Below are 24,450 nucleotides of genomic sequence, written 5' to 3'. Positions count from 1 at the left end.
TCTTGGGGACGTACCGTCCCTATCTTTGGAGGGAACCCGTGTTCCTCGCCCTGCTGGAACTGAGAGCGGCCCGTGGCCGCTTCCTGCTGATGGGCAGCGTCGTCGTCCTGGTCTCGGCGCTCGTCGGCATCGTGTCCGGCTTCACCACCGGACTCGGCGACGACACCGTCTCCGCCCTGCGGCGCCTGCCCGCGACCCATGTCGCCTTCGCCACGGGGTCGGACTCCGACCAGTTCGCCCGCAGCCTGATCGACGACCGGACCGCCGCCGGCTGGAGCGGCGAGAAGGGTGTCGAGGCCACCCCGCTGGGCGTGACGATCACGCGCGGCACGACGGGCCGGGGCACCGAGGTCGACCTGGCCGCGTTCGGGGTCGTCCCCGGCGCCTTCACCGACCCCGGCGCCGACGACGGGCGCCGGCTCGACGCCGCCCGCCCGCACGGCGTCGTCGTCTCCCGCCAGCTCCTGAACGAGGGCGTGCGGGTCGGCGACACCCTGACCGTCGACCGCCTCGGCATCCGCCTGGAGGTCGTCGGCAGCACCGGCCGCTCCTCGTACGGGCACGTGCCCGTCGCGTACGTCACCACCGACGCCTGGCGGCAGATCCGCTTCACGGCACCCGGCGCGCCCGCGACCGCGTCGGCCCCGGCCGCCGGGCCCCCGGTCCAGTACAGCGCCATGGCGCTCCGGCTCCCCGACGGGGCCGACACCGCGGTGCTCGAAGCCGCCGACCGGCGGCACGACACCGCCACCGTTCCCCTGGAGAGCGCGTTCGCCGCGGCCCCCGGCTACGACGGCGAACGCCTCACGATGACCTCGATCCAGACCTTCCTGTTCCTGATCGCCCCGCTCGTGGTCGGCGCGTTCTTCGCCGTCTGGACGGTCCAGCGCACCCCCGAACTCGCCCTGCTCCGGGCCATGGGCGCCTCCCGGCGCCGCCTCCTCGGCCACACCCTCGCGCAGGCCGCCGTGGTCGTCGCGACCGGCACCGCCGTCGGCGCGGCCCTCGCCGCCGGGCTCGGTCTGCTCGTCGGCGAGAAGGTGCCCTTCAGCCTGCCCGCCGGGACCCTCGCGGGCACCATGGCCGCGGTGGCCCTCGTCGGCCTCGCGGGCTCCGCGCTCACCCTGCGCCGCGTCACCACCGTCGACCCCATGACCATGCTGGGAGCCGCCCGATGAGCCTCCACCTCCACGACGTCACCGTGACCCTGGGCCGCGGCGAGTCCCGTACGACCGCCCTGCGCGGACTCGGCGTGTCCTTCGCCCCGGGCGTCCTGACCGCCCTCGTCGGCCCGTCCGGCTCGGGCAAGTCGACGCTCCTCGCCGTCGCGGGAGCCCTCCTGCGGCCCGACGAGGGGCAGGTCCTCCTGAACGGCGCCGACCTCGCTGCGCTCACCGACGGGGAGCGCGCCCGTGCCCGCCGCGAGCGCATCGGCTACATGTTCCAGAGCGGCAACCTCCTCACCGGCCTCACCTCCGAGGAGCAGCTCCTCGCCGCCGCCTCGCTCGCCGGGCGCCGCCCCCGCACCCTGCGCGCCCAGGCCCGCGCCCTCCTCGACGAGGTCGGCCTCGGCCACCGCCTCGCCCACCGCCCCGACCAGCTCTCCGGCGGCGAACGCCAGCGCGTCGCGCTGGCCCGGGCCCTCCTGCTCGAACCCGAACTCCTCCTCGTCGACGAACCGACGGCCGCCGTCGACCGCACCCGCGCCGACGACCTCGTCGCCCTGATCTCCCGCACCACGCACGAACACGGCTGCGTGACGGTCGTGGCGACGCACGACCCGGTCGTCACCCAGGCCGCGGACACCGTCGTGGACATGGCGGCGGACGTACAGCCGCGGGAGGGCGCGCTTTCCGCCTGAACGACAACGCCGGTGACGGCTCGTCACCCACAAGAGCGATCTTCATGAAGTACGGCCGGATGCGCTTGGCATATGCGCTACGTTCACGAAAAACGGCCCCTGCCGATGGCTCGCAACCATCGACGGGGGCCTGAACCACTAGTGGAATACGAGTCCACCGTGATCTACCGGCACTTTAACGCGCCCGTGCGGGCCTTCACCCAGCTCTCGCACGACATCATTCGCCATCCCCGGCTCAGCTCCGACGCCGTCCGGCTCCTGACCTGGCAGCTCTCGCTTCCGCGCGCCGCCCGGGAACCCCTGTCCCGAACAGCCGAACGTGCCCGGATCGGGGCATGCGCCTTCACCAAGGCCAAACTCCAGCTCAAGGAGGAGGGCTTCCTCCACGAGCGGCGCGTCCAGGTGGCGGGCGGCCGCTGGATCACCCAACAACTCCTCTCCAGCGTTCCGTTGAGCCCCGAGCAGGCCGTGAAGCTCCTCGCGCGGGACCCCGTGCCGGCCGACCCGGAGCCGATGTCCCCGCAGCTCGCACCGGGTCGTCGTTTTCCGGCGGCCGGTGGGCCGGTCGCCGGTGGGCCGGGGATCCGGCCCACCGGCGGTCATCCAGAAGAACAACCGGGAGAAGACACCTCCGACCTTCCGCCGGCGGAGACGGAGGCGGAGACGGAGGCACCTCCCGGGGCACCCCCGGCCCCGGCACCTGCCGGAGGACTCCCGACACCGCCCCCGGTCCCCGCACCACCCCAGGCCCCCGCACCACCCCAGGACCTGGCACCGCCCCAAGCCCCGGCACCGCCCGAGAGCCCGCTCCGCGAAGAGGCCCGCGCGCTCGTCGGCGTCCTGCCCCTGCTCTCCCCCGCGCTGCGGAACATCCCGCCGGGGATGCGGGAGGAACTGGCCGGGCTCGCCGCCCGGTGGCTGGAGGCCGGGTACGGCTCGGCCGAGGTCCACGAGCACGTCCTGCGCGGACTGCCGGGCGCGGGGACGCCCGTACACCGCCCGGGCGGGCTGGTGAGGTACCTGCTGCGGGAGGTGCCGCCACGCGCGGTCCCCGCCGTCGAGGCCGAAGGACCGCCCGAGCCACGTCTGTCGGTCCGACTGGAGGGCGCACGGGAGTGCGCGGGCGAGGGACACACCCAGCCGATGCTGTTCCGCCCCGACGGGAGCGAGACGCACTGCGGCGACTGCCGACGGAACCGACCCCTCCCTGTCCTGAGTCGGTAACAGAACATCTGTGCCCGTGTGTCGTGGTTCGTCACCGAGCAGAATCCGCTCGCCCGCGCCACCGGGCGAGACGACGGACACGGCCCCGCAGGGCCGACCACGGGGGATGCACCATGAGGACTTCTGCCAGGCCGACCACCACGTCCAGGGGCCTGCGGCCCCACGCCGTCGGCGCCGCGGTCGCCGCCGCCCTGCTCGCAGCCACCGCGTGCGGGCCGAGCGGGGACGACGGCACCGGCGACGACACGGGATCGGGGCGGCCGAGCGCGACGGGCTCGGCGGCACCGGGCGGGACCGCGTCGCCGCGGCCCGAGGACACGACCACGTCGGAACCCGAGGGCACGCCCGCGGCCAAGCCGAGCGCGACCGCGACGAAGAAGCCGGGCGGCGGCTCGGGCGGCGGAACCACCGCCGTCGCCACCTGCACCCAGGAACAGCTCGCCGTCTCCTCCCAGTTGGAGCCCGCGAACAGCAAGGACCCGCGCCACGTGCTCCTCACCGTCCAGAACGTCAGCGACAAGAAGTGCAACCTCCACCGCTACCCGCACGTCAGGATCGGCGCCGACTCCCAGGCCGACACCCCCGTCATCAAGGACAGCGACCCCGACCCCGGCAAGCCCGTCACCCTCGACCCCGGCCGCGAGGGCCACGCCGCCCTCCTCGTCGCCGGCGGCGGCCGGGACGAGTACGAGGCCACGAGCATCTCGATCACCCTCCAGGGCGCCAGGCCCGGCACCCACGCGGGCAGCGCCATCGACGTCCCCATGCCCGCGGCCAGGCTCTACGCCGACGACGGCCAGCTCGTCACCCACTGGACCACCGCCTCCGGCTTCGCCCTCCGCTTCATCACCTCCAAGTGATCCGCCCCACCCGCCGAACCCCTGCGGCGGGCGGGGCGGTTGGGCGACACTGATGACGGGACGCCGCTCCTTGGCGCCCTCGTTCGAACCGGAGGCCCGCCATGGACCCACAGCGACTCGTCTGGGTCCGCACCGCCGACCCCCAGGGGTCCGGCTCCGGCTATCTCGTCGGCCCCCGGCTCGTCCTCACCGCACTGCACGTCGTGCTCGACGGCGGACGGTGGGCCGGACGGGTCGAGGCCCGCGTCGGCCACCCCCGCTTCGGGGAGACCACGGAGCGCCAGGCCGAGGTGTGCTGGCCGGACACCCGGGACGGCATACCCCCCGACGACGCCCCGGACATCGCCCTGCTCTGGCTCGACGCACCCGTGCACGCCGGGAAGGGGCCCGTGCGGTGGGGGCGTCCGGACGGCACCGCCCGCATCCCCTTCACCGGCGCCGGCTTCCCGGCCTTCGCGGCCGACGACGCCCCCGCCGCACAGTTCGAGGACCTGCACGGCCACCTGTCCGTCATCGGCACCTCCCTCCCCGGCTGGGTCCTCGACTGCCCGGTCTGGCCCGCACCCCGCCGCGACGGACAACGCCCCTGGGCCGGCGCCTCCGGCTCGGCGATCTTCTGCCAGAACCGGCTCGTCGGCGTCGCCGTCGAGGACAACCGCACCATGGACTGGCGCCGCCTCCACGCCGTCCCCCTCCACGAAGCCCTCGAACGCCCCGGCTTCGCCCCGCTCATCGCCCGCCACGGCCACCCCGGCACCACCACCGCCGCCGAACCCGTCACCGCACGACCCGCCACACCCGGCGCCGACGGCGTCTCCTGGCCCGTCGAAGTCGGCCCCATCCCCACCCTCGCCTCCGCCTTCCAGCCCCGCAGCGGCCTCCGCGAACGCATCGACGCCCTCCGGTCCGCCCGCGGCACCGTCGTCCTCACCCAGGTCCTCTCCGGCGGCGGCGGCTTCGGCAAGACCCAACTGGCCGCGTCCTGCGCCCTCGACGCGCTGGCCGACGGGGTGGACCTGGTGATCTGGGCGTCCGCGACCGAGGCCCAGCAGGTCATCACCCAGTACGCCCAGGCCGCAGCAGACCTCCACCTCCCGGGCGCGACCGGCCAGGACCCCGAGTCCGACGCGCGCACTCTCCTCCGCTGGCTCGCCACGACGGACCGCCGCTGGCTCGTCGTCCTGGACGACATCACCCACCCCACCGACCTCGGCTCCTGGTGGCCCGCCGGCCGCACGGGTACCGGATGGGTCCTCGCCACCACCCGCCTCAACGACTCCCGACTGACGGGCGGCGGGCGGAACCGCATCGACATCGACGTGTACTCCCCCGAGGAAGCCGACGCCTACCTGCGGGAGCGCCTCACGGGCGACGACATGGCCCACCTCCTCGACGACCGCGCCCCGGCCCTCGCGGAGGCCCTGGGCCACCTCCCCCTCGCCCTCGGCCTCGCCGCCGCCCACATGCTCAACGAAGAGCTGACCTGCACCGCCTACCTCCGCCTCTTCACCGACCGCCGCACCCGACTCGACGAAGCCCTCCCGGAGACCGCGGACGCCGAGGGCTACGGCCGCCAGATCTCCGCCGCACTGCTCCTCTCCCTGGAAGCCGCCCAGGCCGCCGACCGCACCGGCGTCGCCGTCCCCGCCCTCCGCATGGCCGCCCTCCTCGACCCGGCCGGCCATCCCCACAGCCTGTGGACGACGACACCGCTTCTCGACCACCTCTCCGTGGCCGGAGACGCCCCCGCCACGCCGGACCGGACGCACGCGGTACTGCGCCTCCTCCACCGCTACGCGCTGATCACCTACGACACCCGCGCCGAGCCCCGGGCGGTCCGCATCCACGCCCTCACCGCACGAGCGGTCCGGGAAGCCATGCCCGAGTCCGTCCTCGGTCCGCTGGCGATCACGGTGGGGGACGCGCTCCTCGACATCTGGCCGCAGGTCGACCAGGTGCACCAGGAACTGGCAGCCGTCCTGCGTGCCAATACGGACGTCCTGGCCGACCATGCTCAGCACCACCTGTGGCGTCCTCAGCCGCATCCGGTACTGCACCGTTCCGGCATCAGCCTCCTCGACGCGGGTCTCGCCGAGTCCGCAATCGCCTTCTGGACGGTCCTGGCCGACACCGCCCACAGGTTGCTGGGCGCCGAGCACAGCGACACCCTCATCGCCCGCGGTCATGTGGCCCTGGCACTGGACCAGGCGGGACGGACCGGCGAAGCCATCACCATCGAGGAGCGGGTGGCCGCCGACCACGCACGCATCCTCGGCGCCGAGCACCGTGACACGCTCACCGCCCTCCACAACCTCGCCGGCAGCTACGGGGCAATGGGTCGGATCAGCGAAGCCATCGAGATCCAGGAGCAGGTAGTCGCCACCCGTCGGCGACTCTCCGGCGCGGACGCCCCCGACACCCTCATGGCCCTCGGCAACCTCGCCGCGAACTACCTCCGGTCGGGCCGCGTCAACGAAGCAATAGAGATCGAGGAACAGGTGGCCGCGGTCCGTCAGGAGCGTCTGGGCGCCGAGCATCCGGACACCCTCGCCGCCCTCAACAACCTCGCCTCAAGCTACCTGCGTGCGGGCCGCGTCAACGAGGCCATCGAGATCCAAGAACACGTGGTCACCACCTGTCAGCGACATCTGGGCGCCGATCACCCCCAAACCCTTACCGTCCTCAGCACCCTCGCCAGCAGCTACTGGGAAGCACTCCGCACCCGTGAGGCCATCGAGATCCAGGAACTCGTGGTCACGCGCCGACGTCGGCTCCAGGGCGCCGAGCATCCGGACACCCTCGGGGCCCTCAACAACCTCGCCACCTGCTACTGGCAAGCGGATCGGAACAACGAAGCCGCCGAGATCCTCGAAGACGTGTTCACCGCGCGCCTGCGCCTCTTGGGCGCCGACCATCCCCACACTCTCATCACCCGTGGCAACCTCGCCGCCGTCTACTCGGACATGGGCCGCGACGCAGAGGCCGTTGCGATCACCGAGGAGGTCACAGAAGCCCGCCGACGTCTCCTGGGCGGCGACCACCCTGACACTCTCGCCAGCCGCGCCAACCTCGCCGCCCTCTACGGGGACACAGGCCGCCACGCCGACGCGCGCCGCCTGTTCGAGGAAGTGGCGGCGGACTCCGAACGGGTTCAGGGGCCCGATCACCCTGACACCCGCGCCTTCCGGGCCACCCTCGCGGCCATGCCTCCCCCTCCCGGCTACAGCCCCAGCCGATAGCGGATCTTCTTCACCAGCTCCCTCAGGTCCGGCTGTCGCAGCAGGCTGTAGTGGTCGGCGTCGAGTTCGACGACCGTCGGGGGGCGGGTGGACCAGCCGGTGGTGTGGTCGAGGAAGGAGTAGTCGTCTCCCTGGGCCTTGAAGAGGGTGACGGGGCAGTGGACCTGGCGTTCGCGGAGCTCGCGGAAGGTGTAGGTGAAGTCGAAGGTCTCCTCGACGACGGCGACGATGCGGGAGACGAGGTCGGGGTCGAGCGAGGGGAGGTCGGAGGCGACGCGGGAGACGAAGGAGGCGCGGTCGGCGGCGGTCACGGTGGGGTCGACGAGGCCGGCGAAGACGGAGTAGAGGATCGTGACGAAGGCGGGGTTGGCGTAGTCGGCGCCGCCCGTCTCGGAGGAGCGGACCTTCGGGGAGCCGGGGGCGATGAGGAAGAGGTGCTCGACCTGTTCGCCGGCCGCCTCCAGCAGGTGGGCGGACTCGAAGGCGACGCGGGCGCCGAAGGAGTAGCCCCACAGGGTGTAGGGGCCGTGGGGCTGGCGGCGGCGGATGGCGGCGACGTCGGCGGCGGCCATGTCGCGGATGGTGGAGTAGGGCTCCTCGCCGCGGTTGATGCCGTGGGCCTGGACGCCGTAGAAGGGGCGGTCGATGCCGACCTCCTCGGCGAGGTGGCGGAGGTTCATGGTGTAGCCGCCGAGGCCGGGCCAGCAGTAGACGGGGGGTTGGGCGCCGGGCGCGTGGAGGCGGACGAGTCGGGAGGCGGGGGTGGCGGCGGCGCCGTCCAGCTGGTGGGCGAGCTTCTCGACGGTGGGGCGTTCGAAGAGGATCTGGAGGGGGAGCCGGGCGTCGAACGCGCGGTTGATCCGTGTGACGAGGGCGACTGCGATGAGGGAGTTGCCGCCGGACTCGAAGAAGTCGTCCAGGACGGAGACGGCCGCCGCGTCCTCGTACTTCAGGGCCGCCGCCCAGATCTCCGCGAGGCGGCTCTCCGTGCGCGTACGGGGCGGGACGTGCGGGCGGCCGTGGAGACCGGCGTTGACGACGGCGAGGTCGGCGAGGGCCTTGGTGTCGACCTTGCCGTTGGCGGAGAGGGGCAGGCGGTCCAGGACGACGACACGGTTGGGGATCATGTAGTCGGGGAGACGGTGGACGAGGTCGTCGCGGATCATCTCCGCGGGGCCCTTCATGTGGACCGTGTCCTCGTACATGCCCTCGCCGAGGCGCTGCTCGTCGCTGACACGGCCGCCGACGAAGAAGTAGGACGGTCCGGTGGGGCGGCCGGCAGCGGCGAGGATCTCGTCGACGCGGCGGGCGGCGGGCAGGGGGTGGCCCGTTCTGGAGCTGTAGCCGGAGGACATGAACCCGAGCCCGTGCTCGCCGAGTTGCAGGCGCTGGAGGGTGCGGCCCAGGTCGATGTAGGCGCGGGTGGGATCGGTCGTGCGGCTGACGGCGGTGATGCCGACGGAGGCGCGCTCGTACACCGCCTGGTTGATGGCGATGACGTGCTTCCTCTCGACGAGGGAGCCGGAGAGCGGCTGCAGGTCGCCGTCGACGTAGGCGTAGTGGCCGCGGGGGAGGCCGGGTATCGCCGTCCCGTGGACCTGGACGTAGAGGTCGACCTGCGGGTCGCCGCTGGTCTCCGGGTCGTGGGGGACGACCTCGACGCCGCCGAAGACGTCCGGGTCGCCGGGGGTGCCGGGGGCGTCGTACGGGCGGACGTCGAGGCCGAGGGCCGGGAGGATCTCCTCGAAGAGGCATGTCATGTGCCCGGCCTCGATCTCCAGGACCTCCTGGACGTTGTTCCTGTAGACGGGCTCGACGGCGGACCGCTTGCCGCGGAAGGAGAAGCGGAGGTGCGGGGCGCCGTCGGAGGTGCCGGGGGCCGTCAGGTACAGCCGGTGGCGGACCGGGTGGTAGTAGTACGTGCCCGGTTCGAGGCCGGCGATGCCGCGGGCCTCGACGTGGAGCTGGGTGGCGTAGAGGGCGCCCGGGGAGGCGTAGCCGTACTTGGGGAGGAGACGCTCCTCGCTGGTGAACTGGCCGAACCAGCGGAGTATCCCGCCCACGTCGGCGAGGGTGAGGCTGCCCACCGCGCGGGAGCCGACGCCCTCGGGGCGGCGGGCCAGGACGGCGAGGAGGTCGGCGCGGGTCAGGGGGCCGCCGTCGTAGAAGCGGTAGGTCTTGCGGGCGAAGACGGCCCGGCGCACGAGGGCGGAGGGGGTGACGCCCGGGAGCTGGACGGCGGGACGGCCGGCGAGATCGGCGTCGTCACGGGTTCCGGCGTTCGAGAGCTGGGCCTTGACCTGCAGCTTCGACTCCTTGGACTGGTGGTGGGCGCCGTGGTCGCCCTGGTCCATGAGCGCGGCTTCCCTGGGCGACAGCTCGACGCAGGCGACGAGGTTCTGGAAGCCGGTGCGGGGCTCGTCCTTGACGATGACGGCCGCGTTCCTCACCCAGTCGTGGTCCTCGACGGCGAGCGCGATCTCGTCGAGCTCGACGCGGAAGCCGCGTAACTTCACCTGGTTGTCGGCGCGTCCGGCGAACTGGACGGTGCCGTCGTCGTTCCAGTGGGCCAGATCGCCGGTGCGGTAGAGGCGTTCGCCGGTCTCCGTGGTGACGAATCGCTCGGCCGTCAGCTCCGGCCGGTCCAGGTACCCCCGCGCGACCTGGACGCCGCCGATGCACAGTTCGCCGTCGCGTATGTGGAACGTCGTGTCCCGGGCCGGTCTCCCGATGGGGACGGCCGGCGGGCCGTCCGCCCCGACCGTGGCCCTGTCGACCGTGTACGAGGAGGCGTTGATGGTGCACTCGGTGGGGCCGTAGAGATTGACCAGCTCGACGTCCGGAAGCTCCGCGAGAAGCCGCGCGGCGAGATTCCGGGACAGGACCTCCCCACCGGAGAACACCCTGCGGAGGGTGGTGCAGGTCCCCAGACGCTCGGTGTCCACGAGTGCCTGGAGGAGCGTGGGCACGCCCTGCAGCATCGTCGCGCCCTGCGCCCGTACCGCGTCGACCAGGCCCTCCGGGTCCCGGTACACCCCCGGCGGCCCCACCGCCACGCTCGCCCCGACGGCCGGCGCGAGGATCTCCCACTGCGCCGCGTCGAAACTCATCGGCGTCTTCTGCGTCACGACCGCGCCCGGGCCCAGCCCGTGCTCCTCGGCCATCCACCGCATCTGCGACACGATCGAGCGGTGCTCGACCATCACGCCCTTCGGCCTGCCCGTCGACCCCGACGTGTAGATCACGTACGCGAGGTCCGTCGCGGCGATCGTGTACGGCGGCGGGCCCGGGTCCTCGGCCTCCGTCGGCCCGTCCAGGGTGAGGATGCGCGTCCCCCTCGGGGCCAACTCCGCGACCCTGTGCCGTAAGTGCTCCTGCGTCACCACGATCCGGGTCCCGCTGTCCTCGATCATGTACCGCACCCGCTCCTCCGGATACTCCGGCGACAGCGGCACGTACGCGGCTCCCGCGCACACCACCCCCCACACCCCCACCACCAGCTCGCACGACGGCTCCACGAACACCCCCACCCGCGTGTCCGCCCCCACCCCCAGTCCCCTCAGCCGGCCCGCCACCACCAACGCCGCCTCCGCCAGCTCCCCGAACGACAGCGACTCGTCGCCCCACGTCACCGCCGTGGCATGCGGGTCCTCCAACGTCTGCGCGTGCAGCATCCGATCCAGCGTGACGTTCATACGGGGTCCCTTCGGAGATGGTGGGTGGGTGTGCGAACGGCGCAGGCCCCCCCGTTGTGGGCAATCGTTCCGCTGGGGCGGAACGGGTGGGCGCAACGGACGGCGCCCCTTGCCGGGCCTAGGCTTCCGGGCCCTCACCCGCACCCCTTGCGCGGCGCACTACTCGTGCGGGTCCAGGCACAAGGGGCGAAGGCGCGGCCGAGCGCGCCGTCCCGTGTGCCCACCCGTCCCGCCCCAGCGGGACGATTGCCCACACGGCGGGGGGCCAGGGCCCGGCCTCCCACGGCGTGCGCGGCTGGGGCGGAGGGTGGGCCTGGGGCTCGGCGGCCCGTGTGCCGCACGGCGGGGCCGGGGGCCCTACGGAGGGGGCGGGCTCGGCGGCACGTCACGGCCCAACGGGGGAGGTCAGCGGTAGAGGCAGAGTTCTTGCTCGGTGGCGCCGGTGAGGTGGTAGAGGGTGCGGACGAGGGGGCGGCCGGAGTAGATGCGGATGAGGGTGGGCGCGTCGCCGCGGAAGTGGGCGGCGGGGCGGCCGGGCAGCTCGTTGCCGAGGGCGAGGGGGTGGTCGCGGTCGGGGAGGAGGCCGAGGAGGCGGGGGGTCTCGCGGCTGCGGCTGGTGACGGAGAGGAGGGGGAGGGCGAGGTCGAGGCTGGCACCGCAGTAGGCGCCGGGGGCGCCGAGGGCTTCGCGGACGTCGCCGGCGTGCACCCATTCGCCGAGGGCGACGGCGTCGAGGCGGCCGTCGTCGCGGGCGGCGATGACGGGGCCCGCCTCGGTGAGGCCGCGTTCGAGTTCGTCGAGGACGCGGCCGAGGGCCCAGTCCTCGCGTTCGGCGACGTCGGAGGCGTTGGCCTCGGGGAGGAAGACGCCTTCCTCCAGGCGGTCCTCGACGATGCGGACGAGGGCGGCGCCGCAGTGGGCGAGGACCTGGCGGACGGTCCAGCCGGGGCAGGCGGTGCGGAGCGCGTACGCCTCCTCGGGGGTGCGGCGGAGGAGCGGCATCAGGAGGTCCCGTTCCGTCGTGAGGAGACGGTCGGGGAGCCACGGGTCGCGGGTGTCGTGGACGCATGCGGTACACATCAGTAGCGGTAGTGGTCCGGCTTGTAGGGGCCGTCGACGGGGACGCCGATGTAGGCGGCCTGGTCGGGGCGGAGGGTGGTGAGGCGGACGCCGAGGGCGTCGAGGTGGAGGCGGGCGACCTTCTCGTCGAGGTGCTTGGGGAGGGTGTGAACGTCGACGGGGTACTCCTCGGGCTTCGTGAACAGCTCGATCTGGGCGAGGGTCTGGTCGGCGAAGGAGTTCGACATGACGAAGGAGGGGTGGCCGGTCGCGTTGCCGAGGTTGAGCAGTCGGCCCTCGGAGAGGACGATGACGACCTTGCCGTCGGCGAAGGTCCAGGTGTGGACCTGCGGCTTGACCTCGTCCTTGACGATGCCGGGGATGCGGGCGAGGCCGGCCATGTCGATCTCGTTGTCGAAGTGGCCGATGTTGCCCACGATGGCCTGGTGCTTCATCTTGGCCATGTCGGCGGCCATGATGATGTCCTTGTTGCCGGTCGTGGTGATGAAGATGTCGGCGGTCTCGACGACGTCGTCCAGGGTGGCGACCTGGTAACCGTCCATGGCGGCCTGGAGCGCGCAGATGGGGTCGATCTCGGTGACGATGACGCGGGCGCCCTGGCCGCGGAGGGATTCGGCGGATCCCTTGCCGACGTCGCCGTAGCCGCAGACGACGGCCGTCTTGCCGCCGATGAGGACGTCGGTGGCGCGGTTGATGCCGTCGATCAGCGAGTGGCGGCAGCCGTACTTGTTGTCGAACTTGGACTTGGTGACGGCGTCGTTCACGTTGATCGCGGGGAAGAGGAGCGCGCCCTCGCGGTGCATCTCGTACAGGCGGTGGACGCCGGTGGTGGTCTCCTCGGTGACGCCGCGGATCGAGGCGGCGATCGCGGTCCAGTCGAGGGTGGTGTCCCGCAGCAGTTCCAGGACGACCCGGAACTCGTCGTTGTCGGCGGTGGAGGGGTCGGGGACGGCGCCGGCCTTCTGGTACTCCACACCCCTGTGGACGAGGAGGGTGGCGTCGCCTCCGTCGTCGAGGATCATGTTCGGGCCGTCGGCGCCGGGCCAGGTGAGGGCCTGCTCGGTGCACCACCAGTACTCCTCCAGGGTCTCGCCCTTCCAGGCGAAGACCGGGATGCCGGCGGCGGCGATCGCGGCGGCGGCGTGGTCCTGGGTGGAGTAGATGTTGCAGGACACCCAGCGGACCTCGGCGCCGAGGGCGACCAGCGTCTCGATGAGGACGGCGGTCTGGACGGTCATGTGCAGGGAGCCGGTGATGCGGGCTCCGGCGAGGGGCTGCGCGGCGGCGTACTCGCGGCGGATCGACATCAGGCCGGGCATCTCGTGCTCGGCGAGGGTGATCTCCTTGCGGCCGAAGGCGGCCAGGGAGAGGTCCGCGACCTTGAAGTCGGAGAAGCCGGTGGTGAGGTCAGACATGGGCAACGCTCCTTGCGCTGAGGATGGTGCGGTGGATTTCGAGGGCCGCCGTCGACTTGTTGAGCGTGATGTAGTGCAGGCCGGGCGCGCCCTCGTCGAGCAGGCGCAGGCCCATGGCGGTCGCGTGCTCGACGCCGGTGCGGTACGCGGCGGCCGGGTCGTCGCGGGCCGCTTCGAGGCGGTGGGCCAGGTCCTCGGGGAAGGCGGCGTCGCTCAGTTCGGCGAAGCGCCGGATCTGGCGTACGTCGGTGGCGGGCATGATCTCCGGGATGATCGGGGTGTCGCAGCCGGCGGCGGCGACCCGGTCGCGCAGCCGCAGGTAGTCCTCGGGGTCGAAGAACATCTGCGTGATGGCGTAGTCGGCGCCGGCCCGGCACTTGGCGACGAAGTGCGCGAGGTCGGCGGCGGGGCCCGGGGACCGGGGGTGGCCTTCGGGGAAGGCGGCCACCCCGATCCGGAAGTCGCCCAGGGAGCGGACGAGGGAGACGAGTTCGTGGGCGTGGGTGAAGCCCTCCGGGTGCGGGGTCCAGGGACCGCGGGGGTCGCCCGGCGGGTCGCCGCGCAGGACGAGCACGTCGCGGACGCCGGCGTCCGCGTAGGCGCCGATGATGGCGCGCAGTTCGGCGACGGAGTGGCCGACGGCCGTCAGGTGGGCGACGGGCCGCAGCGTGGTCTCGGCGGCGATCCGCTGGGTGACGTCGATCGTCCGGTCGCGGGACGAGCCTCCGGCGCCGTACGTCACGGAGACGAAGTCGGGCCGGAGTGCCTCGACGCGGCGGAGGGCGTCCCAGAGGGTCTGCTCGCCGCGGTCGGTCTTCGGCGGGAAGAACTCGAAGGAGAAGGTGGGGTTCACAGGCGTCTGCCTCCGGCGTTGAAGTAGCTCGCCTCCGGGTGGTGGACGACGATCGCGTCCGTCGACTGCTCGGGGTGGAGCTGGTACTCCTCCGAGAGCTCGACGCCGATCCGCTCGGGCCGCAGGAGCGCGGCGATCTTCGCCCGGTCCTCCAGGTCGGGGCAGGCGGGGTAGCCGAGGGAGTAGCGGCAGCCCTGGTACTCGGTGCGCAGCATGCCGTCGAGGCCGGCCGGTTCGGAGGCGCCGGCGATGCCCCACTCGGCGCGGACGCGGGCGTGCCAGAACTCGGCGAGGGCCTCGGCGAGCTGGACGGAGAGGCCGTGGAGTTCGAGGTAGTCGCGGTAGGCGTCGGCGGCGAAGAGGCGGGCGGTCTCCTCGCCGATCCGGGGGCCGACGGTGACGAGTTGCAGGGCGACCGCGTCGACCTCGCCGGAGTCCTCGGCGCGGTGGAAGTCGGCCAGGCAGAGGCGGCGGCCCCGCTGCTGGCGGGGGAAGGAGAAGCGGGTCCGCTCGCCTCCGTCCTCGTCCAGGACGATCAGGTCGTCGCCCTTGGAGACGCAGGGGAACCAGCCGTGGACGACGGCCGCCTCGACCAGGTTCTCGCGTTCGACGCGGTCGAGCAGGGCCCGGAGGCGCGGTCTGCCCTCGGTCTCGATGGTGGTGGCGTCCTTGAGGCCCCACTGGCCCTTGAAGAGGGCGGTCTCGTCGAGCCAGGGGGCGTAGTCGGCGAGGGGGATGCCGCGGACGACCCGGGTGCCGAGGAAGGGGGGTTCGGGTACGGGGTTGTCGGCGGCGACGTCGGAGCGGCCGGCGGGTTCGGGGGTGCGGACCTCCGCGAGGGGGGTCGCGCGCCGGGGTACGCGGCGCTGCTTGAGGGGTGGGAGGGAGGCGCCGGGGACGCCCCGCTTGAGGCCCATGAGGGCGTCCATGAGGCGCAGGCCCTCGAAGGCGTCGCGGGCGTAGCGGACCTCGCCCTGGTAGATCTCGTGGAGGTCCTGCTCGACGTAGGCGCGGGTGAGGGCGGCGCCGCCGAGGATCACGGGGTACTTGGCGGCCAGCTCGCGCTGGTTCAGCTCCTGGAGGTTCTCCTTCATGATCACGGTGGACTTCACGAGGAGGCCGGACATGCCGATGACGTCGGCGGAGTGCTCCTCGGCGGCTTCCAGGATCGCGGAGACGGGCTGCTTGATGCCGATGTTGACGACGTTGTAGCCGTTGTTGGACAGGATGATGTCGACGAGGTTCTTGCCGATGTCGTGGACGTCGCCGCGGACGGTGGCGAGCACGATCGTGCCCTTGCCCTCCGCGTCCGACTTCTCCATGTGCGGCTCCAGGTGGGCCACCGCGGTCTTCATGACCTCGGCGGACTGGAGCACGAACGGCAGCTGCATCTGACCGGAGCCGAACAGCTCGCCCACGGTCTTCATGCCGTCGAGCAGGATCTCGTTGACGATCTCCAGGGCCGGGCGGAGGGCGAGCGCGGCGTCGAGGTCGGCCTCCAGGCCGTTCTTCTCGCCGTCGACGATGCGGCGCCTGAGGCGCTCGTCCAGGGGCAGGGCGAGGAGTTCCTCGGTCCTGCCGGCCTTCAGGGACTTCGCCGTGGCGCCCTCGAACATCTCCAGGAACCGCTGGAGCGGGTCGTAGCCGTCGGCCCGCCGGTCGTGGATCAGGTCGAGCGCGACGCGGACCTGCTCCGGTTCGAGGCGGGCGATCGGCAGGATCTTCGAGGCGTGGACGATCGCCGAGTCGAGACCGGCCTTGACGCACTCGTCGAGGAAGACCGAGTTGAGGACGATGCGGGCGGCCGGGTTGAGGCCGAAGGAGATGTTGGACAGGCCCAGGGTCGTCTGGACGTCCGGGCGGCGGCGCTTGAGCTCGCGGATGGCCTCGATGGTCGCGATGCCGTCCTTGCGGGACTCCTCCTGGCCGGTGCAGATGGTGAAGGTCAGGGTGTCGATCAGGATGTCGCACTCCCTGATCCCCCAGGTGCCGGTGAGGTCCTCGACGAGCCGCTCGGCTATCGCGACCTTCGCCTCGGCGGTGCGGGCCTGGCCCCGCTCGTCGATGGTCAGCGCCATCAGGGCCGCGCCGTGCTCCTTGGCGAGGGCCGTGACCTTGGCGAAGCGGGAGTCGGGGCCGTCGCCGTCCTCGTAGTTGACGGAGTTGACGACCGCCCGGCCGCCGAGCTTCTCCAGGCCGGCGCGCAGGACGTCGACCTCGGTGGAGTCCAGGACGATCGGGAGGGTGGAGGCGGTCGCGAAGCGGCCGGCCAGCTCCTCCATGTCGGCGACGCCGTCGCGGCCCACGTAGTCGACGCAGAGGTCGAGCAGGTGCGCGCCCTCGCGGATCTGCTCGCGGGCCATCTCGACGCAGTCGTCCCAGCGCCCTTCGAGCATGGCCTCGCGGAACTTCTTCGAGCCGTTGGCGTTGGTCCGCTCGCCGATCGCCAGGTAGGAGCTGTCCTGGCGGAACGGCACATGGCCGTAGAGGGAGGAGACGCCGGGCTCCGGCGCCGGACGGCGGTCGAGGACCGCCGCGCCCCGCACCCGCTCCACGATCTCCCGCAGGTGCTCCGGGGTCGTGCCGCAGCAGCCGCCGACCAGGGCGGGGCCGTACTCCCGGACGAACGCCTCCTGGGCGTCGGCCAGTTCCGCCGGCGACAGGGGATAGTGGGCGCCGTCGGAGGTCAGGACGGGCAGGCCCGCGTTCGGCATGACGGAGATCGGGACACGGGCGTGCCGGGACAGGTACCGCAGGTGCTCGGCCATCTCGGCCGGGCCCGTGGCGCAGTTCAGGCCGATCATGTCGATGCCGAGCGGCTCCAGGGCGGTGAGCGCCGCGCCGATCTCCGAGCCGAGCAGCATGGTGCCGGTCGTCTCCACCGTGACCTGCACGATGACCGGCAGGTCCACGCCGACCCAGTCCAGGGCGCGGCGGGCGCCGATGACGGCCGCCTTCGTCTGGAGCAGGTCCTGCGAGGTCTCGATGAGCAGGGCGTCCGCGCCGCCGCGGATCAGGCCCTCGGCGTTCTGCCGGAAGGCGTCCCGCAGCGACTCGTAGGTGACGTGGCCGAGCGTCGGCAGCTTCGTGCCGGGGCCCATGGAGCCGAGGACCCAGCGGGGGCGTCCGTCGGCGGCCGTGTGCGCGTCCGCCGAGGCGCGGGCGATCCGGGCGCCGGCCTCGGACAGCTCGTACACCTGGTTCTCGATGCCGTACTCGGCGAGCGCCGCCAGGTTCGCCCCGAAGGTGTTGGTCTCGACGCAGTCCACGCCGACGGAGAAGTACGCGTCGTGGACGGAGGCGACGATGTCGGGGCGGGTGAGGTTGAGGATCTCGTTGCAGCCCTCCAGGTCCCGGAAGTCGTCCATCGTCGGGTCGGCGGCCTGGAGCATGGTGCCCATGGCGCCGTCGGCGACGACGACCCGGGTGGCGAGCTCCTCCCGGAGCGGGCGCCGGGCCGCGCTCATGACAGGGCCCCCAGGTGGGTGACGAGGGCGGCCGTGCAGCCCACCCCGTACGTCGTCCTGATCCGGTCGAGGAGGGAGTCCCGGTGCAGCCGGTACTCCTGCGTCCCCACGTAGTCGAGGACGGTCGCGGCGACCGCGCAGCCCAGCTGCGCCGCGCACCGCTCCGGCACGCCCCACAGGGTCCCGGCGAGGAACCCGGCCCGGAAGGCGTCGCCGACCCCGGTCGGGTCGACGACCGCGGGGACCGCGACCGCCGGCACGGCCGACGTGGCGCGGCCCTCGCCGCGGATCCGGACGCCCGCCCCGCCGTGGGTGGTGACCCAGGTGCGGACCCGGCGCAGCACGTCGGCCTCGCTCCAGCCGGTCTTCTCCAGGAGCAGGGCCGTCTCGTACTCGTTGGTGAAGAGGAACCGCGCCCCGTCCACCAGCTCCCGCGCCTCTCCCCCGTCGAGCCGCGCCAGCTGCTGCGACGGGTCGGCGGCGAAGGGGATGCCCAGGTCACGGCAGGTGCGGGTGTGCCGGAGCATGGCCTGGGGGTCGTCCGGGGAGACCAGGACCAGTTCCAGCCGGCCGGTGCGCAGGGCGACCTCCCGCAGGTCGATCGCGCGCGCCTCGGCCATCGCCCCCGCGTAGAAGGTGGCGATCTGGTTCTGGGCCCGGTCGGTGGTACAGACGAAGCGCGCGGTGTGGAGCGTCTCGCTGACGCGCACGGAGTCGGTGTCGACGCCGTGGTCCTTCAGCCAGACCCGGTACGGCTCGAAGTCGGCGCCGACCGCTCCCACCAGGGCGGGCCGCAGTCCGAGGACCCCGAGCCCGAAGGCGATGTTCGCTGCCACTCCACCGCGCCTGACCTCCAGGTCGTCGGCGAGGAACGACAGGGAGACCCGGTCGAGCCGGTCGGCGATGAGCTGCTCGCTGAACCAGCCGGGGAAGGTCATCAGATGGTCGGTCGCGATGGATCCCGTGACAGCGATGCGCATCCTTCTCAGCCCCCTTCGCCTTCGTGCGCCCGCGGGGCACCCGCCGCCTTCTTCAGCTGCTCCACGCGGTCGGTGCGCTCCCAGGTGAACTCGGGGAGTTCGCGGCCGAAGTGGCCGTAGGCCGCCGTCGCCGCGTAGATCGGCCGCTTGAGGTCCAGGTCGCGGATGATCGCGGCGGGACGCAGGTCGAAGACGGAGGTGACGGCCTCCTGGATCCGCTCGTCGGGCAGGGTGCCGGTGCCGAAGGTCTCCACGAAGAGGCCGACGGGCTCGGCCTTGCCGATCGCGTAGGCGACCTGGACCTCGCAGCGGCGGGCGAGCCCGGCCGCGACGACGTTCTTGGCGACCCAGCGCATCGCGTAGGCGGCGGAGCGGTCCACCTTCGAGGGGTCCTTGCCGGAGAAGGCGCCGCCGCCGTGCCGGGCCATCCCGCCGTACGTGTCGATGATGATCTTCCGGCCGGTGAGTCCGGCGTCGCCCATGGGGCCGCCGACCTCGAAGCGCCCGGTCGGGTTGACCAGCAGGCGGTAGCCGTCGGACTCCAGGCTGACGCCCTCCTCGACCAGCTCCTTGAGGACGTGCTCGACGACGTACTCGCGCACGTCGGGGGTGAGCAGGCCCTCGACGGAGATGTCGGCGGCGTGCTGGGAGGAGACGACCACGGTGTCGAGGCGGACCGGTCGGTCGCCGTCGTACTCGATGGTGACCTGTGTCTTGCCGTCGGGCCGCAGGTACGGCACGGTGCCGTCCTTGCGGACCTCGGTGAGCCGGCGGGACAGCCGGTGGGCCAGTGCGATCGGCAGCGGCATCAGCTCGGCCGTGTCGTCGCAGGCGTAGCCGAACATGAGGCCCTGGTCGCCGGCGCCCTGAGCGGCGAGCGCGGCGTCCTCCCCCGTCGGGGAGGCTCCCTCGACGCGGGACTCGTACGCCGTGTCGACGCCCTGGGCGATGTCCGGCGACTGGGCGCCGATGGAGACCGAGACGCCGCAGGAGGCGCCGTCGAAGCCCTTCGCGGAGGAGTCGTATCCGATGTCGACGACGGCCTCGCGGACCAGCTTCGCCATCGGGGCGTACGCGGTCGTGGTGACCTCGCCGGCGATGTGCACGAGGCCCGTGGTGATGAGGGTCTCGACCGCCACGCGCGAGGACGGGTCCTCGGCGAGGAGCGCGTCGAGGATGGTGTCGCTGATCCGGTCGGCGATCTTGTCGGGGTGTCCCTCGGTCACGGACTCCGAGGTGAAGAGGCGGCGGCTCATGCCTGGACCTCCGCCGGCGCCTTGAAGAAGTGCTGCTCGATGGCGCCGAGAGTGCGGATGGCGTCGACCTCCAGGGTCTCCATCTGGATGGCGGTGCCGCTCTCCTGCTCCAGGAGGAAGACGAACTCGACGAAGGACAGCGAGTCGATGAGCCGGTTCTCGATGAGGTCGAGGTCGGCGGGGATGTCGTCGCGCTCGGGGTGACGCTCCAGGATCCAGTTCTTCACCGTCTGCAGGCCGTCGGCCATGGTTGCTCTCCTTTTAGCTGCTGCTGGATACGGAAGGGGTGGGGGGCGCGGGCACGGGTGTCGCGGCGATGATCGGGGCGGCCACGGCGACCGCGTAGTCCACGTCGTGGCTGATGGACACGGTGATCTCGGTGATGCCGGACGCGGCCGCCATCTCGGCGGCGGCCCGGTGCAGCTCCACGAGCGGCCAGCCGCCCTCGGAGCGGCGCACGACGATGTCCGGCCACGGCAGGAACCTGCCTCTGACCCGCAGGGTCTTGAAGGCCGCTTCCTTGGCCGCGATCCGCCCGCACATGCTCAGGACGTCGAGCCCGGTGGAGGTACGGCAGTCGGCGAGCTCGCCGGGGGTGAGCATCCGCTCGAAGAACCGCTCCCCGTACTGGGTGAGGAGCCTGCGGACACGGTTGACGGACACGATGTCCATGCCGAGGTTCGCCCACCCCAGGCCGCCCGCCGGCGGGGCGGCGGGACGGGCCGGCACGTCAGATCACCGGCCCGGCCGCGCCGCTCGCATCGGCCCGCAGGCGGGCGTTCGCGTCGAGCACCGCCCGGGTGGCGGCCTCCCAGCCGCCGTGGCGCCGGGTCAGCGCGGACAGCCATCGCTCCAGGCCGAAGGCGACGCAGCTGGTGAAGGCCGGTCCGCCGGTCGACTCCAGCGTGATGTCGCAGCGGTCGCCGAAGAAGTTCCGGTGCGTGTTGACCGAGGCGATCGCCAGGTCCTCGTACAGGAACTCGTGCTTCACCGGGGTGAGCCGCTGGAGGAGGGCCTTCGAGCCGCCCTTGTCGAAGAACGGGTCGCAGGCGGCCTCCCTGCGCAGCGGCAGGTCGAGGGCGTTCGCGAACGCCTGGATACGGCCGGTGAAGTCCGCGAGGTGGGTCTCGGCGTGCTCGCGCGTGCCGATCGCCACGATCTCGCGCATGCGGAAGCCGAGTTGGCGGCGCATGCCCTCGTAGTGGGTCTCCTTGCGGAAGCACCAGGAGCAGATCGTGACGAGGGTGTCGTCGGCGACCCGGCGGCCCCGGTGGTCGAGGTAGACGGCGTAGCAGGACGCCGACGGCAGGCCGAGCGCGGCCGGCTGGAGGGCCTCGCTGGGGAAGGTGCCGGTGTCGGCGGAGAAGGGTGTCGTCGTGCGGCGCTCCAGATCGAGCGGGGCGGCGACGACGGCCTGGTGGGGGAAGTTGTCGTAGTAGTCGAGCCCGGCCAGGTCGGCGGCCGGCAGGAGCGGGGGCATGGTCATCGGGCGGGCGCCCGCGGTCACGCCCCAGCTCTCGAAGGTGTCGTCGAGGAGCCGCAGCAGGCGGGTCCCCTCCGGGCCGAGCGAGGGCAGACCCCTCGCCTGCCCCTGGGCTTCCCCGACGGTCGCGGGGGTCGTCACGGTCATGGTCTCTTCACCTCTCGGGTGGGAGGTCTCGGACGGGGCCTGTGCGTCAGACGACGGGCAGGGTGTCGTCGGAGAAGATCCCGGTCTTCAGGAAGAAGGCGAGCGGCTTGCGGATCGCCTTGCGCTCGTGGGGGCGGCGGCCGGGGTCGGCGACCAGCGCGTTGCGCAGGGCGAGCGGGTCGGCGATGCCCGCGTCGCGGTAGACGTGCGGGTTGTAGAGGGAGTTGACGCTGTAGACGACGTACCGCTTGAGGTACGCCTCCACCTCGCGGACCCGTTCTGCGCTGACCGCCTGGCACATCCGGGTGTACAGGAGGGAGACCAGCTCGCGGCCGAAGGCGATGTGGCGGGACTCGTCCTGGTGGTGGATCCGGTTGACCTCGCGGATGGTGTGGCAGAGGGAGTCGTCCTTCGCCATCCGGGAGTTGTAGTGGTCGACGAGCTCCTCGAAGAAGAGGATGCGGGTGAAGACGAGGAAGTTCTCCACCTCGGGCTCCCAGGCCGCGTCGGCGCGCATCGCGGTGGAGCCGTAGATCTTGTTGCCGTAGCGGCGGCAGAACTCCGAGAAGAACCACATGTGTTCGTTCTCCTCGCCGATGAAGTGGTGGAAGAAGTCGGAGGGCACCTCGAAGCCGGGCATGTGGATGCGTCCGACGACCTCGATGAGGAGTTCGCGGATGCCGTGCACGTTGAGGCTGTAGAAGTTGACCGACTCCCACTTCGAGAGGCGGTGAAGCGTTTCCTCGCCGAGGGTGTCGTAGTGCTCGGTGCCGTGGACGGTGAGCAGCTCCGGCGTCATCCAGAAACGGTTCTCCTCCAGCTTCTCGGGCCACTGGAAGGTCTGGTACGGGTTGTAGTAGTCCTCGACCGAGCGTTCGCTGAGGCGTTCCAGGACCTCCAGGAACCGGTCGGTGACGGGAAGGGGGGCGGCTGTGCCCATGAGGTGGCTCCTCGCTCGCTGGCGGTGGGGTTACGGGCGGACTTCGTAGACCGCGTTCACCGGGGTCTCCGTCGCGCGCCGCCAGCGGGTGAAGCCGGCCTCCTCGGCGATGGCCCGGAACGCCTTCTCGCCGGAGTGGTTGCCCAGCGCGTGCGGGCCGCGCTGGGCGACCGCGACGGGCAGGCACATCACGGCCGACAGCGCCATGAACATGCGGGCGGCCGGGGTCTGTGTGTCGACGTCCTGCGGCGACACGTTCGACTCGACCAGCATCCAGGTGCCGTCCGCGTCCAGGGACTTGTGGACGTGCTGGGCGGCGGCGACCGGGTCGCCCATGTCGTGCAGGGCGTTGAAGAAGCACACCAGGTCGTATCCGGAGCCCGGGTAGTCGTCGGCGGAGGCCACCTCGAAGACGACCCGGTCGGAGAGCCCGGCCTCCTCGGCGAGCTGGCGCGCGATCGCGACGGCCTCCTCCGAGTAGTCGAAGCCGTGGACGGTGGCCTGCGGGAACGCGCGGGCGATCAGCAGCGTGGTGTGGCCGACGCCGCAGCCGACGTCGGCGACCGTGCCGCCGGCGGCGAGCTTGCCGGTGACGTCGTGGAGGGCGGGCAGCCAGTCCGGGACCAGCTTGTGCTCGTAGGTCGGCTGGAAGAAGGAGCCCATGCCGGTGTCGAGGGCCGCGTCGTGCTCGGCCCATCCGACGCCGTCCCCGGTGCGGTACGCCTCGACGAGGAGGTCCTCGGTGGCGTACAGCGCCTTGAGCGCGGTGAAGAACCCGGCCGCGTACGTGACGGCGCCGGCGTCGGCGAGCACCTCGACGTGGTCGGCGGGGAGCGTGTACGTGAGGGAGCTCGGGTGCCGCTCGACGTACCCGGCGGAGAGCTGGGCGTGCAGCCACTCCTCGACGTAGCGCGGGTTCGTGCCGGTCCGCGTGGCGAGTTGCCCGGCGGTCAGCGGACCGTCGGCGGCCAGCGCCCGGTAGAGGCCGAGGCGCTCGCCGAGGGCGACGGTCAGACCGCGGACGGCCGCGCCCGCGTCGCCGATGACCCTCTGGTGGAACTCGTGGGCGCTCATGCCGCCTCCTCCTCGCGGTGGGTGGGGAGATCGCAGGTGAACAGGAAGGAGCGGGGGACGCGGGGCAGGGCCCGGGGGGCGACCCGGTAGGGCCAGCGCCCGAAGTCGGCGCCCTCCTCACCGGGCTGCCGGACCTCCCGTACGCCCCAGCCGCAGTCGGCGAGCAGCGCCTCGGGCTCCTCGGTGCCGAAGAGCCACGGGTTGCCGTCCTCCTCCAGCGCCGCCATGAAGCCGCGGGCCAGCGGGTTGTCCAGGGCCGCCCGGGAGATGACGTCGCCGAGCAGCACGGAGCCGGGAGCGGCGTGCGCGGAGAGCGTCGAGAGAAGGGTCCGCACGGCCTGCTCGGGCAGGAAGAACAGCAGTCCCTCGACCACCCACAGGACGGGCTCCTCGCTCTTCCAGCCCGCCTCCTTCAGGGGGCCGGTCCAGTCCTGGGTCAGGTCGACCGGGACGGTGACGCGGGTGCGGCCGGCGGGCCGCGGCTCGCCCGCGAGCATCTCCGCCTTGGCCTCCAGGAGGGCCGGGCGGTCCAGTTCGTAGACGGTGACGCCGTCGGGCCAGGGCAGCCGGAAGAAGCGGGTGTCCATGCCGGCGGCGAGGAGGACGACCTGGCGGATGCCGCGCTCCTCCACCGCCTTCACGACGGCCCGGTCGAGGTAGGTGGTGCGGATGGCGAGGAACGGCACGATGCCGCCCCCGTCGTAGCGGGCGAGCAGTTCGAAGCCGATCTCGTCGGCGACGGTGCGCGCGTAGGGATCGGCGAACAGCCGGTCCTCGCGCTCGGTCTCCAGGGCGCGCGCGGCGGCGGTCCACTGGGCGGTGCGGGATACGGCCTCCACAGGAGGTCCCCCTTCACGTGGGCAACGGATGTGCGGA

General features: G+C 72.4%; 18 protein-coding genes. 5 read left to right on the top strand and 13 right to left on the bottom strand.

Going from position 1 to position 24,450, the window contains the following annotated elements; all coding sequences use genetic code 11:
* Positions 1-38 precede the first annotated feature (38 nt).
* The 5 genes from AB0424_RS22415 (at position 39) to fxsT (ending at position 7,184) form a co-directional block, all read left to right on the top strand.
* Positions 39-1,178, top strand: coding sequence for an ABC transporter permease (locus tag AB0424_RS22415; RefSeq protein WP_366308060.1), 1,140 nt, complete (start codon positions 39-41; stop codon positions 1,176-1,178).
* The gene (locus AB0424_RS22410) at positions 1,175-1,861 is read left to right on the top strand and encodes an ATP-binding cassette domain-containing protein (RefSeq protein WP_366308058.1); all 687 of its coding nucleotides are present in this window, start codon (positions 1,175-1,177) and stop codon (positions 1,859-1,861) included. The genes AB0424_RS22415 and AB0424_RS22410 overlap by 4 nt, the downstream gene beginning before the upstream one ends.
* Positions 1,862-2,020: 159 nt before the next feature.
* On the top strand, positions 2,021-3,085 hold the full coding sequence (locus tag AB0424_RS22405) for a hypothetical protein (RefSeq protein ID WP_366308056.1): 1,065 nt from the start codon (positions 2,021-2,023) through the stop codon (positions 3,083-3,085).
* A gap of 113 nt (positions 3,086-3,198) precedes the next feature.
* Entirely contained in the window at positions 3,199-3,945 is a 747-nt protein-coding gene (locus tag AB0424_RS22400; RefSeq protein ID WP_366308054.1) for a DUF4232 domain-containing protein, read from the top strand.
* Positions 3,946-4,046: 101 nt separating this feature from the next.
* Positions 4,047-7,184, top strand: a complete 3,138-nt coding sequence (fxsT, locus tag AB0424_RS22395) for an FxSxx-COOH system tetratricopeptide repeat protein (RefSeq protein WP_366308052.1) — start codon at positions 4,047-4,049, stop codon at positions 7,182-7,184.
* Here fxsT and AB0424_RS22390 read toward each other — a convergent pair.
* From AB0424_RS22390 to AB0424_RS22330, 13 genes are all read right to left on the bottom strand, one after another.
* Positions 7,166-10,879 carry an amino acid adenylation domain-containing protein gene (locus tag AB0424_RS22390; protein ID WP_366308050.1) on the bottom strand — a complete coding sequence of 1,238 codons (3,714 nt, stop codon included), beginning with the start codon at positions 10,877-10,879 and terminating at the stop codon, positions 7,166-7,168. The two genes, fxsT and AB0424_RS22390, sit on opposite strands and share 19 nt — an antisense overlap.
* Positions 10,880-11,284: 405 nt before the next feature.
* Positions 11,285-11,959, bottom strand: coding sequence for a maleylpyruvate isomerase family mycothiol-dependent enzyme (locus tag AB0424_RS22385; protein WP_366308048.1), 675 nt, complete (start codon positions 11,957-11,959; stop codon positions 11,285-11,287).
* Positions 11,959-13,374, bottom strand: a complete 1,416-nt coding sequence (gene ahcY / locus AB0424_RS22380) for an adenosylhomocysteinase (RefSeq protein ID WP_366308046.1) — start codon at positions 13,372-13,374, stop codon at positions 11,959-11,961. Before ahcY ends, AB0424_RS22385 begins: the two co-directional genes overlap by 1 nt.
* A complete protein-coding gene (metF, locus tag AB0424_RS22375; RefSeq protein WP_366308044.1) occupies positions 13,367-14,227 on the bottom strand; it encodes a methylenetetrahydrofolate reductase [NAD(P)H] in 861 nt (286 codons plus the stop codon). Before metF ends, ahcY begins: the two co-directional genes overlap by 8 nt.
* Positions 14,224-17,694: a methionine synthase gene (gene metH, locus AB0424_RS22370; RefSeq protein ID WP_366308042.1), complete on the bottom strand. Its 3,471-nt coding sequence runs from the start codon at positions 17,692-17,694 to the stop codon at positions 14,224-14,226. The genes metF and metH overlap by 4 nt, the downstream gene beginning before the upstream one ends.
* Complete coding sequence (locus AB0424_RS22365; RefSeq protein WP_366308040.1) at positions 17,691-18,674, bottom strand: carbohydrate kinase family protein; 984 nt, start codon at positions 18,672-18,674, stop codon at positions 17,691-17,693. Before AB0424_RS22365 ends, metH begins: the two co-directional genes overlap by 4 nt.
* 5 nt (positions 18,675-18,679) lie before the next feature.
* The gene (metK, locus tag AB0424_RS22360; protein ID WP_366308038.1) at positions 18,680-19,930 is read right to left on the bottom strand and encodes a methionine adenosyltransferase; all 1,251 of its coding nucleotides are present in this window, start codon (positions 19,928-19,930) and stop codon (positions 18,680-18,682) included.
* Positions 19,927-20,178 carry an acyl carrier protein gene (locus tag AB0424_RS22355; RefSeq protein WP_366308036.1) on the bottom strand — a complete coding sequence of 84 codons (252 nt, stop codon included), beginning with the start codon at positions 20,176-20,178 and terminating at the stop codon, positions 19,927-19,929. Before AB0424_RS22355 ends, metK begins: the two co-directional genes overlap by 4 nt.
* 13 nt (positions 20,179-20,191) lie before the next feature.
* A complete protein-coding gene (acpS, locus tag AB0424_RS22350) occupies positions 20,192-20,659 on the bottom strand; it encodes a holo-ACP synthase (RefSeq protein WP_366308034.1) in 468 nt (155 codons plus the stop codon).
* Between the two features lies 1 nt (position 20,660).
* Positions 20,661-21,560: a hypothetical protein gene (locus tag AB0424_RS22345; protein ID WP_366308032.1), complete on the bottom strand. Its 900-nt coding sequence runs from the start codon at positions 21,558-21,560 to the stop codon at positions 20,661-20,663.
* Positions 21,561-21,606: 46 nt separating this feature from the next.
* On the bottom strand, positions 21,607-22,500 hold the full coding sequence (locus AB0424_RS22340) for a diiron oxygenase (protein WP_366308030.1): 894 nt from the start codon (positions 22,498-22,500) through the stop codon (positions 21,607-21,609).
* A gap of 30 nt (positions 22,501-22,530) precedes the next feature.
* Positions 22,531-23,574, bottom strand: coding sequence for a class I SAM-dependent methyltransferase (locus AB0424_RS22335; RefSeq protein ID WP_366308028.1), 1,044 nt, complete (start codon positions 23,572-23,574; stop codon positions 22,531-22,533).
* Positions 23,571-24,413: an SAM-dependent methyltransferase gene (locus AB0424_RS22330; RefSeq protein WP_366308026.1), complete on the bottom strand. Its 843-nt coding sequence runs from the start codon at positions 24,411-24,413 to the stop codon at positions 23,571-23,573. The genes AB0424_RS22335 and AB0424_RS22330 overlap by 4 nt, the downstream gene beginning before the upstream one ends.
* Positions 24,414-24,450 lie beyond the last annotated feature (37 nt).

Origin of the sequence: Streptomyces sp. NPDC051180 (assembly GCF_040689545.1) — a bacterium.
Classification (GTDB): domain Bacteria; phylum Actinomycetota; class Actinomycetes; order Streptomycetales; family Streptomycetaceae; genus Streptomyces.
Note: the sequence above shows the minus strand (reverse complement) of the source record. Positions and strands in the feature narration are given on the sequence as shown.